Source organism: Spongiimicrobium salis, from assembly GCF_043678055.1.
Taxonomy (GTDB): domain Bacteria; phylum Bacteroidota; class Bacteroidia; order Flavobacteriales; family Flavobacteriaceae; genus Spongiimicrobium; species Spongiimicrobium salis.
In genome coordinates, this window is sequence record NZ_JBHEQA010000001.1 from 1,449,536 (window position 1) to 1,466,867 (window position 17,332).

The window sequence follows — 17,332 nt, forward strand, 5'->3', positions numbered from 1 at the left end:
CTCATTACCGCATTCATATGCCCTTTGTACATCTACTCCATTGAAAACAGGCAATACGGGAAATAGAAAAAATCCCTAAAATGCACCGTATCTAAGCGTGTTTGGTATTAAATGTAAATATACTATAAAATGTAACAGCATCGAAATATAACGGCACAATCGCATCACGATATGCAATTTAGCAGGGTCAATTTTAATTATTTCTTAAATTTCAATACTTCTGAACGTCCTTTTTTAAATATTTTATTGCTAACTCCCTTTCCTTTTCGGAGCTCTTTTTGGGTTTCAAAAGGCAATGCATGGATTTCTTTACAGTCGTCCGAGCAACAATTGTCCATAGCAGCTGCACAAGTTTCGCATTGAATAAATAATAAATGGCAGGCCTCGTTGGCACAGTTTACGTGGGTGTCGCAAGGATTGCCGCACTGATGACAGTTCGCAATTACATCTTCCGAGATACGCTCGCTCCTCCTATGGTCAAAAACAAAGTTCTTTCCCATAAATTTATTTTCTATTTCCTGTTCCTTTACCTGTCTCGTATATTCAATAATGCCTCCCTCCAATTGATATACCTTTTTAAAGCCCTTGTATTTATAATAGGCACTGGCCTTCTCGCAGCGAATACCCCCGGTACAATACATGACCAAGTTTTTGTCTTCCTTATGTTCCGCAAGGTCTTTTTCTATGATGTCCAGAGAATCGCGAAAGGTATCCACATCAGGAGTAATGGCTCCCTTAAAATGACCGATTTCACTTTCATAATGATTGCGCATATCTACCAAAATAGTATCCGGATCTTCCAAAAGTGTATTGAAGGCCTCTGCATTCACATGTACCCCCTTATTGGTAACATCAAAAGCGGTATCATTTAAACCATCTGCAACAATTTTATCCCGAACCTTTACTTTTAATTTTAAAAAAGATTTGTTGTCTTGTTCTATAGCAATATTCAAGCGTACATTTTCCAAAAAGGAAATACTATCCAAATGTTCTTTAAATTGGATAAAATTCTCGGCAGGCACAGATAATTGCGCATTAATGCCTTCATGGGCTACATAAATTCTACCTAAAACATCCAAATCGTTCCAGTGAACAAACAAGTGATTTCTAAAAATTGTGGGGTTTCCGATATGTGCATAGGTGTAGAAAGATATGGTAAGACGCTCTTTCCCTGCTTCTTCGATGAGAAGTTCTCGCTCCTTTGCACTTAATGTATTGTACAGTTGCATGCTATACCGCTATATTAAGTTAAAGATTATTTTAAAGCGCAAAAATATACATTATTTGCGGTAAAGCCAGTGATATTCCTCTTTTTAAAACGTTTTTCTACCAATAAAAACAGCCTTGTGGTTAGCAAGGCTATTTTTTAAGAATGATGCTAGTTCTTGTCCGTCTTATGGGAACTAGAACCATTATAGGGTTGCTGATATGTGGTGTCAACAACCCCTATATTTGAGTTAGCTATTAGTTAAGATGCATCTTTTAGAAAAAGGTTGCGTCAGCATTGCGATATGCAAAAAGAAATATTACTTTAGCTTTCCTAATTTGATAGCAATGAGTTCTGAAAAAGAAGCAAAATTAAAAGCACTTAAACTTACCTTAGACAAACTTGATAAGACCTACGGCAAGGGCGCCGTTATGAAGATGGGGGACAGTGTAGTAGAAGATGTAGAAGTAATATCCTCTGGTTCCTTGGGCCTTGATCTTGCTTTAGGTGTAGGCGGGTATCCCAGAGGTAGGGTCATTGAAATTTATGGTCCCGAATCTTCTGGTAAGACCACATTGACGCTTCATGCCATTGCAGAGGCACAAAAAGCGGGTGGCATTGCTGCCTTTATTGATGCAGAACATGCTTTTGATCGTTTTTATGCCGAAAAATTAGGCGTTGATATTGACAATCTTATCATATCCCAACCCGACCATGGGGAACAAGCTTTGGAAATTGCGGATAATTTGATTCGCTCCGGAGCTATCGATATTGTTATTGTGGATTCTGTTGCCGCTCTGACACCAAAAAGCGAAATTGAGGGAGAAATGGGCGACTCAAAAATGGGACTACATGCCCGTTTAATGTCCCAGGCCTTGCGTAAGCTTACCGGCTCTATAAGCAAGACCAAATGTACCGTTATCTTTATCAATCAATTGCGGGAAAAAATTGGTGTGATGTTTGGAAACCCGGAGACCACGACTGGAGGTAATGCCTTAAAGTTTTATGCTTCCGTACGTCTAGATATCCGCAGATCAACACAAATAAAGGATAGTGATGGTGCCGTACAAGGAAATAAAACGAGAATAAAAGTAGTGAAAAACAAGGTTGCTCCTCCATTTAGGACCACGGAGTTCGATATCATGTACGGGGAAGGCATTTCCAAAGTTGGAGAAGTTCTTGATCTTGGCGTTGAATACGAGATTGTGAAGAAGAGCGGTTCCTGGTTCAGCTACGGGGATACCAAATTGGGTCAAGGAAGAGATGCCGTTAAAAATCTGCTCTTGGACAATCCTGAACTATTGGAGGAACTGGAAGAAAAAATCAAAGAAGCCATAAATACGATCAAGGCTTAAAAAAGCCTAGATTGCCTTTTATCGATTTTTTGGCTTTATAACGCAACCCTTGGCCTTAGATGACATCTTTTTTGAAAAGAAAAGAGATTTTTACTAGGTCATGAAGCGGTATTTTTTATTTTGTATTCTTATTGTTGTGGCATTTCAATCCTGTAGTATTGATGATGACACTAATTTTAATTTCGTACAATTGGAGGTTGTTGAAGCCAATTTACCTGATGCTTTCAACTTAAATGAGACCGTAACCATAGACCTTACTTACCTTCGCCCCAACGATTGTACTTTTTTTAGAGGTCTTGACATTGTCCCCGAAGCAAAAACTACACGGAGTGTAGCCATAGTAGGGTCATTACTCACAGATAATGAAGACTGTGCCGATGTCAATCAACAAATAGAAACCTCGTTCAATTTTGAAGTGCTGTATCCGGAAACCTATTTGTTTCGCTTTTATACCGGTACCGACGAAAATGGAGCACCTCAATTTATGGAAATAGAAGTTCCTGTAAATACTGGTCCTACGACCAATCAATAAATATAATGCAACCAACATTTTGAGTCTGGATGAACTCATAAAAAACTGTAAAAAAAAGAATAGAAAAGCACAAGAACAATTGTACAAAATGTACGCTGCCACTTTGTTCGGTATTTGCTTAAAATACTCGCGCAATAAAATTGAGGCCGAAGACAACCTTCACGACAGCTTTATTACCATCTTTGATAAAATAGATCAGTATAAGTTTAAAGGTTCCTTTGAAGGTTGGATAAAGCGAATTACGGTGAATACCGTCCTTCAAAAATATCGGAAAGAAGATCATCTAAATGTAGTGTCGGAAAATATGGAGGAAGAAGTGGAAGTAGCTACGGAACAAGTTGATATTGATCTTCATAGCCTTTTGGCGTACATTCAAGAATTGCCCAATAAATATCGTTTAACCTTTAACCTATATGTGTTGGATGGTTATACCCATAAGGAGATCAGTGAATTGTTAGGAACTTCTGTTGGGACATCAAAGTCAAATTTAGCCAGAGCCAGAGTGCTGCTGAAGGAAAAAATTGAGAAAGACAGAGCAAAAGCCGTTATCGGCATCTTAATTTTTTATACCACCAAGGCAGCGCGGATACTAGGTTCAAAAATAAAAAACAAGCATAAAAAATCGCATAATTCATCACCGCATGAGCAATAAAAATATAGACCAACTGTTTCGGGAGAAACTAAAAGACTTCCATGAGCTTCCAGAGGATCACGTTTGGAATGGCATTGAAGCATCCCTGGACAAAAAGAAGAAAAAAAGAGTGCTTCCTATCTGGTGGAAACTAGGGGGAGTTGCGGCCGTTTTGGCCATAGTGGCCTTTAGCCTGTATCCATTGGGCACCACTAGCAGTACCACTAACCCTATTTCGGATGTTGATCAACAAAAGGAGTCCAATACCTCCTCCAAAGAAATTTCTCCTATAAGCTTGCAAAAAGAAGAAGGGTTGACACAAACGGAAATGACTGCTGCGGATGAAGAATCCAAAACGTCCAACGCCAATTCCAGCACTCCTATATTTAAGGCTTCCACTCCAAAAAAAGAAGCCCTGGAAGGTCCAAAGAAAAATCATAAGAATGCGAATACACTGCTTGCCCATGGAAAAGGAAAAGAGACTCCCGTAAAAAAGAATACCGCTCCTTTAACTACTGAAGATATCGCGCAAAATACTTTAGCAAATTCTGAAAATACTACAGCCACTCTCCCTACAGAATTACAGAAAAATACGGGCTCCGATCAAAATTCCATTACAGGACAAAAGCAGCCTTTGAGCACTGAAGCCAATGCCTTCGAAAATGCTGTTGCAGAAGCAACTACTCCGAAGGAAATCGCGGAAGAAGATAAAAAATCCATTTTTGATGCCATTGCCGAAGAGGAAGAGGAAATTGTGGCAGAAAACAAAGAGAAGAAATGGGCCATAAGCCCTTCCGTTGCTCCTATCTATTTTGATTCTTTTGGAGATGGATCTCCCATTGACCCCAGTTTTAGTCCCAATTCCAAATCCGGTAATGTGAATCTTAGTTATGGGCTATCGGTATCCTATAACGTTTCCAAAAAAATAAGTGTCAGAACTGGGATTCACCGTGTGGATTATGGATATAACACGAATGATATTGCCTTTTCTTCTTCTTTATCTACTTCTAGAGGAGGAAACTTAAGGAATATTGATCTTGATCCAAAATCCCAAAATATTGTATTGCAGAGTGCTGTTTCGGGAGAAACGAGCAATATGGATGTTAGCCAATTTGGTCCCACATCCGATGTTTCCCAAGCCTTTGACCCCGCCTTAAACGGTAGGATTGTACAACAATTGGGCTATTTGGAAGTCCCTTTTGAAGTCAATTATGCTCTTGTAGCTAACAAATGGGGCGTAAATGTCATTGGCGGGGTAAGCTCTTTATTTTTAATTGACAATGCCATCTCCTTGGAGTCCCAAGGACTCATCACGGAAATAGGCAAAGCAAATAACCTTAATATGGTCAACTTTAGTACCAATGTTGGCCTTGGAGTACACTATAATTTTTCTCCTAAAGTACAATGGAACGTAGAGCCTATTTTTAAATATCAGCTCAATACGTTCTCTGGAGCGACCGGTAATTTTCAACCCTTTTCCTTGGGTGTCTATAGCGGGTTCAGCTTCAAGTTTTAAAGATTGTTGGTTGGGTTATCATTACTATGCTTATAGTGATGGTTACTTTTAACGCCTTACTTGGCCGTAAGGCGTTTTTTTATGTTTTATTGGGATTCCAATTCCTTAAGCATCATAGTTCTCGTGGTTTCTCTAAGCTCTTGTTTATCCGTTTCCTTAAGTTCTTTAGTTTCCACAAAAGGATGCACCTTTGCTCGTATTCTACCTGGGCCTCCGCTAAAAAAAGTAAATGAAAAGCGTTTTTTATTATCATAAAAAGTCATGGGAACAATAGGGATTTTATGTGCTATGGCCATCTTAAAAGCTCCATCTTTAAAGGTATCCAATACAATATCTTCTTCTGGAACACCCCCTTCTGGAAAGATACAGATACTAAGTCCCTGATTCAATCTTCTTTGCGCTCTTCGATAGACTCCGGTTCTACTACCGCTATTCTCCCGATCGACCATGATACAAACCCGCTTATAGAAAAATCCGAAGACTGGAATCTTCACCAATTCTTTTTTCCCCACAAACACAAAAGGATTGCGACTCACTTTAAGCATAAGCATAATATCCAACATACTGGTGTGATTGGCCACCAACATATAACTTTTATGTCTTTCTAATTTTTGTTCCCTCTCTATGCTGGGAAAACAACCCATTCCATATAAAATAATATTGGCCCATATATTCCGTGCCAACCAAAAGAATTGAGGATACCATTTCTCTGATAAGGTAAATAGCAAGAGTAAAGGAAACAATAAAAAAATAGGGAGGGCAACCAGGACGTAAAACCAGATTCGGAACAAGAGCTGCCCTATTTTTTGTAGAAATCGCACCATAAAATCAAAAGTAACAATTTTAGTCAGGTTATGGTATTTCTTTTACCTTTGTCTTCCTGTATAAATACGAAAAATGGCACGAATTCTAACAGGTATACAAAGTACCGGAACTCCACATTTAGGAAACATCCTTGGGGCTATTATGCCCGCTATTGAAATGGCAAAAGACCCCAAAAACGAGTCCTTTCTTTTTATAGCGGATATGCATTCCCTTACACAAATAAAGGACGGGAACATATTACGAAACAACACGTATGCCACTGCAGCGACATGGTTGGCTTTTGGATTGGATGTAGAAAAAACCGTTTTCTACAGACAAAGCGATGTTCCCCAGGTTACGGAACTCTCCTGGTACTTAAGCTGTTTTTTTCCTTACAATCGTTTAACCTTGGCACATTCCTTTAAAGACAAGGCGGATCGCCTGAATGATGTGAACGCCGGGCTTTTTGGATATCCCATGCTCATGGCAGCAGATATTTTGCTGTATGATGCCCATATTGTTCCTGTTGGAAAAGATCAGAAGCAGCATTTGGAAATGACAAGAGATGTGGCTTCACGCTTCCATACCGAATTGGGGGAAACTTTTGTATTGCCCGAGGCCAGAATACATGAAGAAACCATGTACATTCCGGGGACCGATGGTGGAAAAATGAGCAAAAGCAAAGGAAATATCATTGATATTTTTCAGACGGACAAAAAACTCCGCAAGCAAATCATGGGTATCCAGACCGATAGTACGCCTATGGAAGATCCAAAAGATCCAAATACGGATAATGTGTTCGCCTTATATAAAATTCTGGCTTCAGAAGATCAAATCGCTGAAATGCGGGCTAACTATACCGGTGGAAACTATGGATATGGCCACGCAAAACAGGCCTTATATGAGCTTATTGCTGAAAAGTTTAAAGATGCTCGGGAGCGTTTTACCTACTATATGAGCCATTTGGAAGAAGTAGACGAAGCCCTTGCTATTGGCGCTGCAAAGGCACATGTCGTGGCCAATGATGTTCTGAAAAGAGTTAGAACCAAAGTAGGGTATTAAAAAATAGCCCTGTCCAGTTTTTCAACCGGGTAGGGCCATCTATAGGTTATTTAAAAAGAAGTGTTCCTATTTACTCAAGATTTCCAGTAATTCTATTTCAAAAATCAATGCGGCATAAGGAGGTATTGCACCCCCTGCTCCTCGCTCGCCATATCCCAGATCATATGGGATATACAGCTTCCATTTTGATCCCACGGGCATACTCTGCAAGGCTTCCTGCCACCCTTTTATGACCTGACTTGCCCCTAAAACTTGCGGTTCGCCACGTTCTACGGAACTATCAAACACTTTTCCGTCAATCAACATTCCGGTATAGTGTACACTGACCTGGTCACTGGCTTTGGGAACTGGGCCATTTCCTTGGGTGATTACTTCATATTGCAACCCGCTTTCCGTGGTAATTACACCTTCCCGTTTTCCATTCTCCGCCAGAAAAGCAGCGCCTTCTTCCGATTTTTTTGCCGCTTCTTCCTTTTGTTTTTCCACGAAGGAACTTTGCACCAACTCCAAACATTGTTCTAAGGCTATACGTTCTTTTCCTTCCATGACTTCCTGTATTGCTTTTGCGATGACATTATAGGATAGCTCTTCCCCAAAACCTCCAATTTTGAGATTGTTTCCAACGGCCACCCCAAAAGCATAACTGAATTTGTGGTTTTTATCTTCGAGGTTCACCTCTTTTGCCTTTTCAACCGCATCGAGTTGTTGTTGCATTTCTGCTACCTGTGCTTTTAATTTGGCGACCTCATTGATCAATTCTTTCTTTTTTTGTCCGTAACCGGCAACTCCTAAAAAAAGTGCAACGATTACTACAATGGATTTCTTCATTTAACTGCTATTTTAAAGGCGGAAAGATAGCTAAAATACCCAAGACCGGCCATGCTTAAAAAGCTATTTTGAGGAAAAGATCGAAAAGACTAAAGGGTCGGTTTTGATTTTTCATTTTTCGGTGCAACTATAACCCTCCTAGCCTAGACCATGCATTTTATCGATGAGTGACCCTATTGCAAGGTATTTTCAAGGCCCAAATGCCATTTCACAGACCTTGCGGTTTCTAAAACATCATACCGCTTCAAACAATTTTCCTGGTAAAGGGCGTATAACACCCTTCATTTCCATGCTCAAAAGGGTGGCCGATACTTTAAAAATAGGAATACTGCATTCTAAGGCTATATGATCCAAAAGTTGCTTTCCTTTTTGTTGTAAATAGGCATATATCTTACGCTCTATCTCATTCAATTCCACAAACAATTGTTTCTGGATCGCGGTTGTTTTTTCGTTGGTGCTATTCCAACCCAAAAGATACACCAGATCCGCGGCTGAAGTCAACAGATGGGCCTTTTGTTGTTTGATCAAGTTATTGCAACCCACACTATAGGCATCATTAGCTCTACCCGGAACCGCAAAAACATCCCTATGATAACTATGGGCAATATCAGCGGTGACCAAACTCCCTCCTTTTGCAGCAGATTCTATAACAACAGTAGCTTCGCTCATCCCCGCAATAATGCGGTTGCGTTGCAGGAAATGTTCGCGTTCCGGATTGCTATCACTCCAAAACTCGGTCATGAAACCCCCATTTTCTTCTAAAACTTTCATATATTTTGCATGGGCCTTGGGATATATCTGATTTAAGCCGTGGGCCAGACAACCTATCGTTTGCAGACCATGGGCCATAGCAGCCCTTTGTACACAAATATCCACGCCATAGGCAAAGCCGCTTACGATAATTGGATTCAAGGGGGCTATATCTGCAATAAATTGTTCACAGAAAGCCCTTCCATAAGAGGTGATATTTCTTGTGCCCACAATACTGATGATCTTGCGGTTTTCCAAATGAATCTTCCCACGCTTAAAGAGTAACAAGGGAGCATCTAAACAATGCTTTAAGTAATTGGGATAGTCATCGTCCTTAAAATAGGTGTAGGCAACATCATGATCTTTTATAAAACAAAATTCCTTTTCTGCATCTTTTAAATAGCGGGTATCCTGCAAATGCTTTAAAGCCCACTTTCCTACACCTTCAATTTTTAAGAGCTGCTGTATTTTATCTGTAAAAACTGCCGTTGGGCTACCGCAGTGCCGTATCAGTTTTTTCGCTATCACATCGCCTATATTCGGTGTTTTTTGCAATCTTAAAATTGCAATCAACTCATTATCATTCATTTGTGAATTTCAATTAGTTATTCACAAAATACATAAAATATAATGTTAATAAAAAGTTATGTGAAGCCTTTTACGGCTATTCTTTTTTTTACAATATTTGTCTTTATGCGAACCGAACACTACATTGAAGAATTATTATACCGCCATAATTGCGTGATTATGCCTGGTTTTGGGGCTTTTTTGGCTCAAATGGAGTCCGCTTCCATTCAAGAGGATACACACACTTTTTATCCTCCAACCAAAGTAATTTCCTTTAATGGTCAGCTTTCTTCCAATGATGGTCTTTTGGTTTCATATATGGCCAATGTTGAAAAAGTCTCTTATGATGCCATGTTGGTTCGGGTTATGGCTACGTCGAAAGAATGGATGAGCCGCTTAAAAGCGGGAAGTAACCTCACTTTTCCCAATATTGGGGAATTATCTTTGAACAAAGAAGAAAAGCTACAGTTTCAGCCCGCAGACAAAGTCAATTATTTGACTTCTTCCTTTGGGCTTTCCTCTTTCGTAAGTGCTCCTGCTACACGTGAGGTTCTTAAAGAAGAAGTCGTGGAACTGGAAGAGAAAATCCCTTTTATCATCACCACGGAAAAAAGGGAAAGGAAAAGTTTTAGACCGTACTTTAAATACGCTGCGGTTGCTTTATTGGCAATTTCTTTAGGTTTTTCAGGATATCGTTTTTATCATGAGAACCAAAATCAGCAACAATTAGCGCAGCAAGATGCCCAAGAGGTTGTGACCAAGAACATACAGGAAGCCACCTTCTTTGATGCCGTACCTCTGGAGTTACCGCAATTGACCCTTAATTTGGATCTTCTTAAAAAAGAAACCATCAGTAAAGGACAGCATTATGTTATTGCCGGCGCATTTAGAGTGCTGGAGAATGCTGAAAAGAAAGTGCGTGCACTACGCAAAAAAGGTTTCGATGCCTCTTATATCGGAGTAAACGCTTATGGACTTCATCAAGTAGCGTACGATAGCTTCACCAATGGGAACGAAGCCGTAAACTACCTGAAGGAAATAAAAAGAACGGAATCCGTTGATGCCTGGTTACTCTCCGTAAAATAATATTTACCTCTAAATTTTATCGGTTTAAGGGCGTATCTTTGCAAAAAATATGCATTTATGGATTCTAAAGCTCCAGTACATTCTAGAACAGTGATGACGGATTTGGTTCTTCCCAGCGAAACCAATCCCTTGAATAATTTGTTTGGTGGCGAGCTCCTTGCGCGCATGGACCGTGCCGCCAGTATTGCTGCCCGTCGTCATAGCCGGAGAATTGTGGTCACCGCTTCCGTAAATCATGTGGCTTTTAATAGGTCTGTTCCCGTAGGAAGTGTTGTTATGGTGGAAGCTAAGGTTTCTAGGGCATTCAGAACTTCTATGGAGGTTTATATAGACGTGTGGATGGAAGATCGTTTTAACGGAGATCGCACTAAAGCCAATGAAGCTATATATACTTTTGTTGCTGTTGATGATACTGGAAAACCCGCTCCTGTTCCTGGCATTACACCAGAGACCGATCAAGAGAAGGAGCGCTATGTTGGCGCACTGAGACGAAAGCAACTGAGTTTGGTACTGGCAGGGAAAATGAAAGCCAGTGAGGCTACAGAGCTAAAAGCCTTGTTTGTAGATTAGCAATGTTTTCATATTGAACTTGGTGTTGATAACCTGTATTCTTAAGGAGTTACATGTTATCACTGAAATTTCCTGTAGTGCTAATTAGGGGGTTTCTCTTTCCCAAAAGAGCTTGGTTTGTTGACATTATCCTTGCTAAAGACAAAATAAAGGATAAAGATTGCGATAAAAATTGGGTTTAGGTTTACCATACCCAATTCAATTTTTAACGTAATATAATAGAAGTCAATAAAACCAAGTAAGCCGGCAAGTAATGCAATGGCAAAAAAATAGAGATATACTTTTCTGGCCATAAAATACAATATAACCGCTGTCATCAAAACTAACATTCCCAAATAGAACTCTTTTTCCAGCACATAACTATGGATTAACCACATCCATAAGGAAATTAACACCAATACCGCTGAAATCGCAAGAGGTAGTATATCCTTGTCTGTTTTTTTCATGAATTTTCAATCAAAAAAGTAGGTATCATAATTGATTTACCCATTCTTCAGGGTTCAATCGTTTGGTGTCTTTGTAGAGGTAGAATTTCAACTGGGTCTGCCCATTAAACCGACTGGTATAAACTTCGCCAAGTGCTGTTTTTGCAGCAACTTTATCGCCTTGTTTCACAAAAACCTTGGCCAAATTATAGTATGTACTGATATAGTTCCCATGCTTCACCTGGACTCCCTTACTCCCCCCTGGAACGGATAGAATAGCAATTACTTCTCCTTTAAAAATAGAGCGAGCGCTTGCCCCCTTATCCGTAGCGATAATTACCCCATTATTTTGATGTTTTATTCCAGGGTATACCGCATCTTTATATACCCCAAAGCCTTTGCTTTTTATTCCTCGTTCTACAGGCCATATCAACTTTCCTTTATTGGCTTCAAAATTCTGTGCCACAATGGTCGCTTCCGGAGTCAAAATAAACTTGGACGTATTTCCTCTTTTGCCCGATTTTTTGTTCGAAGCAGCTATGGCATTCCGAATAAGGCGCTCAATCTGTTGGTCTATTTTCTTGGCCTCTTGCTTCTTCTTTCGTATGGTTCGCGTATACTTCTTTTCATTTTTGCGAATACTGGCCAGCAAGGCCTTTTGACTGTCCAATTCACGCTGCAGTTGCCTCCTTACGACTTTATTTTCGGCAATGAGTTTATCTTTATCTTTCCTTTTTTCGGTAAGTTCAATGTTCAATTCCTTTAGTTCTGCTGTTTTGGCCACCAACTGCTGTCCCTGTTCTTTGCGGTAATCGGTATACTGCTTAAGATATTGTGCTCGCTTATACGCCTGATAAAAGTTTTTAGAGGACAGCAAAAACATTAAACGACTCTGCTTGGACTTATTCTGATAGGACCGCTGCACCATAACGGCATACTCATCCTTTAAAATTTTAAGATCTTCTTGCAGTTTTGCAATATTTCTGACATTTGCGTTGATCTGACGATTGAGCAAATTGGATTGCTGATTGGTTACGCGAATCAGTTGCTGACTGATGCTAATTTTCTTGTCCAGAGCCTCCATTTGATCCAAGACATTGCCCCTTTCTTTTTTTTCTGCAAATAATAATTGGTTTATTTTTTTAATTTCTTTTTGGAGTTGCTCCCGCTTCTGCTGTAGCGCCTTTTGTTCATTAGTTTGGGCAAAGGCATTCCCTCCTATAAAAAAGATAAGCGCTATAGTATAAATGCAATAGAAGGGTTTACTGAACATACTACTTCAAGACTATTTTTTTAAAACCTTTTGGTATTTTATATGGAAATCTCAGGGGTTTTCCAAACTCAATATTTCGATACGTAATATCAATCATATTGGTTAAACTGCCGTTGACCGCTACAATACCAATATCATTGGGAACTACTTTTTCATTGATTTCTTGATAATCTTTATACTCAATTTCCAAAAACCGATCCTGTTCGGGTTGCGACAATTGTTGCGTAGCCATCTTAAAATTACGCGGTTCTATTTGGAAGAGGGTTTTAAAAAGTACCTCTTGTTTTTTGGGTTTTAGCACATAGTTGTTACTGCTGACCCCTGCATTATACTTGCCATCCCTTAAATTAAATAACGCCTGGCCCAATAATACATTCTGTACCTTCTCAAAGTCCAATTCGGTGCCCAGAAGATTGCTCAAATAAGCAAAATCCCCGTCGAAATACTCGTTTTGTAATTTGTTATAAAAGCTAACCCTATTTGGTGTTATATAGGCTTTTACAATTCCTAAAGGAGCGCTTATCCATATGGCCTTATCCCTTTCCATACGCAGACTTACGCTAAAACCTTGGGAGGATTCCCCATCGGAATAATCGATTTTCATTCTTCCGCTTAGCGTCTTAAAATCCAATTGATTGTTGTAGTGCCCCTTAATGATTGCTTTGGCCGATAAATTTTCATTAATGGTTCCTCCTGCCAGTACCTTCTTTGATTTACATGATGTCAAGGCAAGTAGCAGTAGACCCACAAACATTATCTTATATCCCATTTTTCCAAATTTCATTTAAAATCCAGGCTTTATTTTTTGTTGGTATAAATTTGCTTTGGCGGTATTTCTTAAGCCCGTATAGGCTTCCACCAATGCTTTATAGATATTATTGGATAATCTAACGTCATTATCTACCATATAATCCAAACCACTTTCCAAATATTCTACGGCATTTTTATATTTCATCTTCTTATTCAAAGCCAAGCCCAAGGCATAATAAAAATAGGGTTGGGAAGGATATAAATCCAATGCTTCAGAAGATAGGGTTTCCAAAAGCGTTAGATTTCCACTGCGTATGATACCCTCAATACGTACTTTATAGCGCTCCAAAGGCGAACTAGTGGTATTATCTACCGTAGCTGTATAACTTACCGTCTTTGTCTTTCGTTTTTCGTTCTCAAGCCCTTCCTCGGCCTTTGCCATAAGGTTTTTGGAAAAGGTAGTTGCTTCAATACTCTTAAGTATATTTATGGTTTCTAAATAATCCTTTCTTTGAAAATAAATACTGGCCAAATTTTCCCTTAATTGAGGATTGTCATAGGGGATGGACGATCTTACCGAGGACAATGCGATTCCTTGTTTTTGAAGTATACGCATATAGGTATCCAAATACCATAGATTGGCAGGGTCGGATATTAGGGCAGAAGTAGCATATTCCTGAGCCGAAATATATTGTCGGTCTTTTAAATAGATTTTTGCCAACTCATAATCCACAACCTTATCATTGGGACTTATTTGCTTGCACTTCAACAACAGATTCACAGCCCTATCATAGTTCTCAATGCCTTTCTGCTTTAAGGCTTCAAAGAAATTCTCCTGAAAAGCGTCAGAATAGGCTTCAAGGCTTACTTCCGCACTCTCTTCTACCTTCAGTTCTTTTTCTTGGGCATAGCTCGGCACAATCCACAAAAATGATGTGATTCCGATAATCGTTATACCCCAATTCTTTCTCATATCAACCTATAAAAACAATGTGTTTTATTCTATAACCGAATAGTCTCCAATGCTCACTTGCGTAAAATTACCATCAAAGCGGGCATGATTGCCGATCATGGCATTATCTAAAGTAGCATTTTTAATGCTCGCATGGGTTTGGATTATGCTATTTTTAACGTTACTGTTCTCAATAACTGTATTCGCACCTATAGAAGCGTAGGGGCCTACAACACTATTGGTTATAGATACTCCTTCTCCAATAAAACAGGGTTGAATAATCTGAGAACTTGTATTTGTAATCTGACCGGAAACCAAATTCTCTCCACTTTCTGCTAAAAATTTAAGCATTCTCCCATTGGTTTCCACGGTTACATTTTTATTTCCACAATCCATCCACTCATCAACAGTTCCTGTTTTAAAAACCTTTCCGTCCTGCATCATACGTTTAATTCCATCATTGATCTGGTATTCCCCTCCATTGATGATATCGTTGTCCAGTACGTACTGCAGTTCTTTCTTTAATACAGCGACATCCTTAAAATAGTAAATCCCTATGACGGCCTGATTACTGACAAACGTCTCTGGCTTCTCCACCAATTCTACGATATGTTGCTGTTCATTCAGCTGCACTACCCCATAGGCTTCCGGGTTGGCTACTTCCTTGGTCCAGATAACGCTATCTGCTTCCTTATCCAAATCAAAATTGGCCCTGATCAATGTATCAGCATACGCTATTACGGCCGGTCCACTTAAAGATTCCTTTGCACACATGATGGCATGTCCGGTTCCCTTAGGGTCCAATTGTCTGTAAATACTTGCCTTGGCACCTAAACTTACCGCCAATTCCTTTAGGCTGGTTACAATTTCATCTCCGAAGAATGCCGGGTCTCCCAAAATAAAGGCAATCTCTTCTATCTCCTCATCCAAAATATCGGCAATATCCTTTACCAAGCGATGAACAATAGGTTCTCCCGCTACAGGTATCAAGGGTTTTGGAATGGTTAGGGTATGTGGTCGCAATCTAGATCCGCGACCCGCCATAGGTACTATAATTTTCATTTCTTTGTTTGTTAATGGTTTATTCTTGGGTCCTAAGACCTTTTTTTATTTTGTTCCTGTACTTCCAAATCCTCCCTCACCACGTGAAGTTTCTGATAATGAATCCACAGCCGTCCACTGGGCACGTTCGTGTTTTGCAATAACGAGTTGGGCAATACGTTCTCCGTTCTCCACTACAAAATTCTCATTGGAAAGATTCACTAGTATTACTCCTATTTCGCCTCTATAATCTGCATCAATGGTGCCAGGTGCATTCAGTACTGTAATTCCTTTTTTTGCAGCCAAGCCGCTCCTTGGGCGCACCTGTGCCTCATAGCCTATAGGGAGTTCTATAAACAATCCTGTTTTTACAATAGTCCTCTCTAAAGGTTCTAACGTAATGGATTCGGAAATATTGGCTCTTAAATCCATCCCTGCTGATGCCATGGTCTCATAATGGGGAAGGGGATGTACGGATTTGTTGATGATATTGATATTCATTTTCTTAAAAATATTTTTCTAAGTTGTTCATTTTCCAATTTATAAACCATTCCCAAAAATAGGAAAAGCAATAGGCTTCCCCAGATCAAACTACGATTAAAAACGTAGAAGGACAATATGGAAAAAAGGATAGATATGGAAAGGTAAAATACAATCTTTCTAAAATTGTATGGAATGGGATAATGTCGCTTGCCGATAGCATAGGAAAGTACCATCATGGTCCCATATGCCACCAGCGTAGCAATGGCCGAAGCCATATAACCAATACTGGGAATAAATGCATAATTAATACCGATTGTCATAATTGCCCCTATGACAGAAATCAAAGCTCCATATCGGGTCTTATCCGTAATCTTATACCAAACGGAAAGGTTGTGGTAAATTCCCAGAAAAAAGGCTGCCAAGGTAATAATCGGGACAATAGACATGGCCTCCCAATAGTCACTATTTCGTACAAACAACACTTTGAGTACATCTGAAAATACAATCACCCCCAAAAGGATAATACTTCCCAAGATCACAAAGTAATTGGTAATCTGGGCATAGGTTTTCTGTGGGTTTTTGGACGAAGAATGACTGAAAAAAAAAGGTTCTATGCCCATTCTAAAGGCTGTTGCAAATAGCGTCATAAAAAGTGCCAATTTGTAACAGGCCGAATACATTCCTATTTCAGCATCTGCTACCCCTTCTTCCAGTAGATGTTTTAACAGAATTCGATCAAAAACTTCGTTTATGGTAAATGCGACTCCTGCCACAAGAACGGGCAAACCATATCCCATCATTTTTTTCCAGAGTAAGGTATCAAAAATGTAGGTTTGCTTTACATAAGGTTCCAACATCAATATCAAGGTAACCCCACTGGCCACCAAATTAGAGATAAAAATATAGGACACCTCATAATTAGGTTGGTATACATCGGCCAGGAACATATTGGGGTCATTGGTCGCCCAATCTGGCAATACCAGGAGGAAAAAAACATTCAAGCCCAAATAAATAGCTACATTGATCATTTTTACAATGGCATAGCGCATGGGTTTTTCCGTGGCCCGTAACCAAGCAAAAGGAATAATCACCAAAGCATCCAAGGCTACGATGCACAATGCGTATTGAATATACTTTAATTCAATCCCCGCCATTTCGGATATCCAACCCTGTAATCCAAGTCCAAAAATCAAAAAAATGGCCGTGGTTGCCACAATAGAAATCAAAGCTGTGGATACTACTTTTTGTCTATTTTCCGCTTTGTGATAAAATCGGAAAAAAGCAGTTTCCATTCCATAGGCCAAAATGACATTAAATATGGCAAACCATGCAAAAATTACCGATATTTCCCCATAACCCGCAACCTCAAGAATATGGGTATACAGGGGCAACAATAGAAAGGAGAGCATTCTTGGCAACACTGTTGCCAAGCCATAGATAAAGGTTTGTTTAAAAAGTTTTTTTAGTGGATTCAACAGCCTAGCGCTTATGTTTTAAAAT

At 39.5% G+C, this 17,332-nt stretch carries 17 protein-coding genes and 1 pseudogene; 7 read left to right on the plus strand and 11 right to left on the minus strand.

Going from position 1 to position 17,332, the window contains the following annotated elements; all coding sequences use genetic code 11:
• Nucleotides 1–197 precede the first annotated feature (197 nt).
• The gene (gene trhO / locus ACEXOE_RS06490) at nucleotides 198–1,229 is read right to left on the minus strand and encodes an oxygen-dependent tRNA uridine(34) hydroxylase TrhO (protein WP_394747928.1); all 1,032 of its coding nucleotides are present in this window, start codon (nucleotides 1,227–1,229) and stop codon (nucleotides 198–200) included.
• 325 nt (nucleotides 1,230–1,554) lie between these two features.
• Between trhO and recA the strand changes: the two genes are divergently transcribed.
• From recA to ACEXOE_RS06510, 4 genes and pseudogenes are all read left to right on the plus strand, one after another.
• The gene (recA, locus tag ACEXOE_RS06495) at nucleotides 1,555–2,562 is read left to right on the plus strand and encodes a recombinase RecA (protein ID WP_394747929.1); all 1,008 of its coding nucleotides are present in this window, start codon (nucleotides 1,555–1,557) and stop codon (nucleotides 2,560–2,562) included.
• A 100-nt stretch (nucleotides 2,563–2,662) separates the two neighbouring features.
• Nucleotides 2,663–3,094 (plus strand): hypothetical protein, encoded by a 432-nt coding sequence (locus ACEXOE_RS06500; RefSeq protein ID WP_394747930.1) that lies wholly within the window; start codon nucleotides 2,663–2,665, stop codon nucleotides 3,092–3,094.
• Between the two features lie 19 nt (nucleotides 3,095–3,113).
• Nucleotides 3,114–3,626 (plus strand): annotated as a pseudogene (locus tag ACEXOE_RS06505) (RNA polymerase sigma factor); the annotation flags it as partial.
• A gap of 109 nt (nucleotides 3,627–3,735) precedes the next feature.
• Nucleotides 3,736–5,241 carry a hypothetical protein gene (locus ACEXOE_RS06510; RefSeq protein WP_394747931.1) on the plus strand — a complete coding sequence of 502 codons (1,506 nt, stop codon included), beginning with the start codon at nucleotides 3,736–3,738 and terminating at the stop codon, nucleotides 5,239–5,241.
• Nucleotides 5,242–5,327: 86 nt separating this feature from the next.
• On the opposite strand, the gene ACEXOE_RS06515 is transcribed toward ACEXOE_RS06510, so the two are convergent.
• Entirely contained in the window at nucleotides 5,328–6,065 is a 738-nt protein-coding gene (locus ACEXOE_RS06515) for a lysophospholipid acyltransferase family protein (RefSeq protein WP_394747932.1), read from the minus strand.
• A gap of 73 nt (nucleotides 6,066–6,138) precedes the next feature.
• Between ACEXOE_RS06515 and trpS the strand changes: the two genes are divergently transcribed.
• Entirely contained in the window at nucleotides 6,139–7,107 is a 969-nt protein-coding gene (gene trpS / locus ACEXOE_RS06520; RefSeq protein WP_394747933.1) for a tryptophan--tRNA ligase, read from the plus strand.
• Nucleotides 7,108–7,173: 66 nt separating this feature from the next.
• On the opposite strand, the gene ACEXOE_RS06525 is transcribed toward trpS, so the two are convergent.
• Nucleotides 7,174–7,935, minus strand: coding sequence for an FKBP-type peptidyl-prolyl cis-trans isomerase (locus ACEXOE_RS06525; protein WP_394747934.1), 762 nt, complete (start codon nucleotides 7,933–7,935; stop codon nucleotides 7,174–7,176).
• A 234-nt stretch (nucleotides 7,936–8,169) separates the two neighbouring features.
• A complete protein-coding gene (dprA, locus tag ACEXOE_RS06530) occupies nucleotides 8,170–9,273 on the minus strand; it encodes a DNA-processing protein DprA (RefSeq protein ID WP_394747935.1) in 1,104 nt (367 codons plus the stop codon).
• A 105-nt stretch (nucleotides 9,274–9,378) separates the two neighbouring features.
• Here dprA and ACEXOE_RS06535 point away from each other — a divergent pair, with 105 nt between their 5' ends.
• Both ACEXOE_RS06535 and ACEXOE_RS06540 read left to right on the plus strand, forming a co-directional pair.
• A complete protein-coding gene (locus ACEXOE_RS06535; RefSeq protein WP_394747936.1) occupies nucleotides 9,379–10,338 on the plus strand; it encodes an HU domain-containing protein in 960 nt (319 codons plus the stop codon).
• A gap of 57 nt (nucleotides 10,339–10,395) precedes the next feature.
• Nucleotides 10,396–10,908, plus strand: a complete 513-nt coding sequence (locus ACEXOE_RS06540) for an acyl-CoA thioesterase (RefSeq protein ID WP_394747937.1) — start codon at nucleotides 10,396–10,398, stop codon at nucleotides 10,906–10,908.
• Nucleotides 10,909–10,988: 80 nt separating this feature from the next.
• Here the strand turns inward: ACEXOE_RS06540 and ACEXOE_RS06545 are convergent, their stop codons facing one another.
• Genes ACEXOE_RS06545 through ACEXOE_RS06575 form a run of 7 tightly spaced genes read right to left on the minus strand, consistent with a single transcriptional unit; the run spans nucleotide 10,989 to nucleotide 17,307 of the window.
• Entirely contained in the window at nucleotides 10,989–11,354 is a 366-nt protein-coding gene (locus ACEXOE_RS06545) for a hypothetical protein (RefSeq protein WP_394747938.1), read from the minus strand.
• A gap of 25 nt (nucleotides 11,355–11,379) precedes the next feature.
• The gene (locus tag ACEXOE_RS06550; protein WP_394747939.1) at nucleotides 11,380–12,606 is read right to left on the minus strand and encodes a murein hydrolase activator EnvC family protein; all 1,227 of its coding nucleotides are present in this window, start codon (nucleotides 12,604–12,606) and stop codon (nucleotides 11,380–11,382) included.
• Nucleotide 12,607: 1 nt separating this feature from the next.
• The gene (locus tag ACEXOE_RS06555; protein ID WP_394747940.1) at nucleotides 12,608–13,375 is read right to left on the minus strand and encodes a DUF4292 domain-containing protein; all 768 of its coding nucleotides are present in this window, start codon (nucleotides 13,373–13,375) and stop codon (nucleotides 12,608–12,610) included.
• Between the two features lie 15 nt (nucleotides 13,376–13,390).
• The gene (locus ACEXOE_RS06560; RefSeq protein ID WP_394747941.1) at nucleotides 13,391–14,329 is read right to left on the minus strand and encodes a tetratricopeptide repeat protein; all 939 of its coding nucleotides are present in this window, start codon (nucleotides 14,327–14,329) and stop codon (nucleotides 13,391–13,393) included.
• A gap of 24 nt (nucleotides 14,330–14,353) precedes the next feature.
• The gene (locus ACEXOE_RS06565) at nucleotides 14,354–15,370 is read right to left on the minus strand and encodes a sugar phosphate nucleotidyltransferase (RefSeq protein ID WP_394747942.1); all 1,017 of its coding nucleotides are present in this window, start codon (nucleotides 15,368–15,370) and stop codon (nucleotides 14,354–14,356) included.
• 45 nt (nucleotides 15,371–15,415) lie between these two features.
• Nucleotides 15,416–15,850, minus strand: a complete 435-nt coding sequence (gene dut / locus ACEXOE_RS06570) for a dUTP diphosphatase (protein ID WP_394747943.1) — start codon at nucleotides 15,848–15,850, stop codon at nucleotides 15,416–15,418.
• Nucleotides 15,847–17,307, minus strand: coding sequence for a lipopolysaccharide biosynthesis protein (locus ACEXOE_RS06575; RefSeq protein ID WP_394747944.1), 1,461 nt, complete (start codon nucleotides 17,305–17,307; stop codon nucleotides 15,847–15,849). The genes dut and ACEXOE_RS06575 overlap by 4 nt, the downstream gene beginning before the upstream one ends.
• Nucleotides 17,308–17,332: the final 25 nt, after the last annotated feature.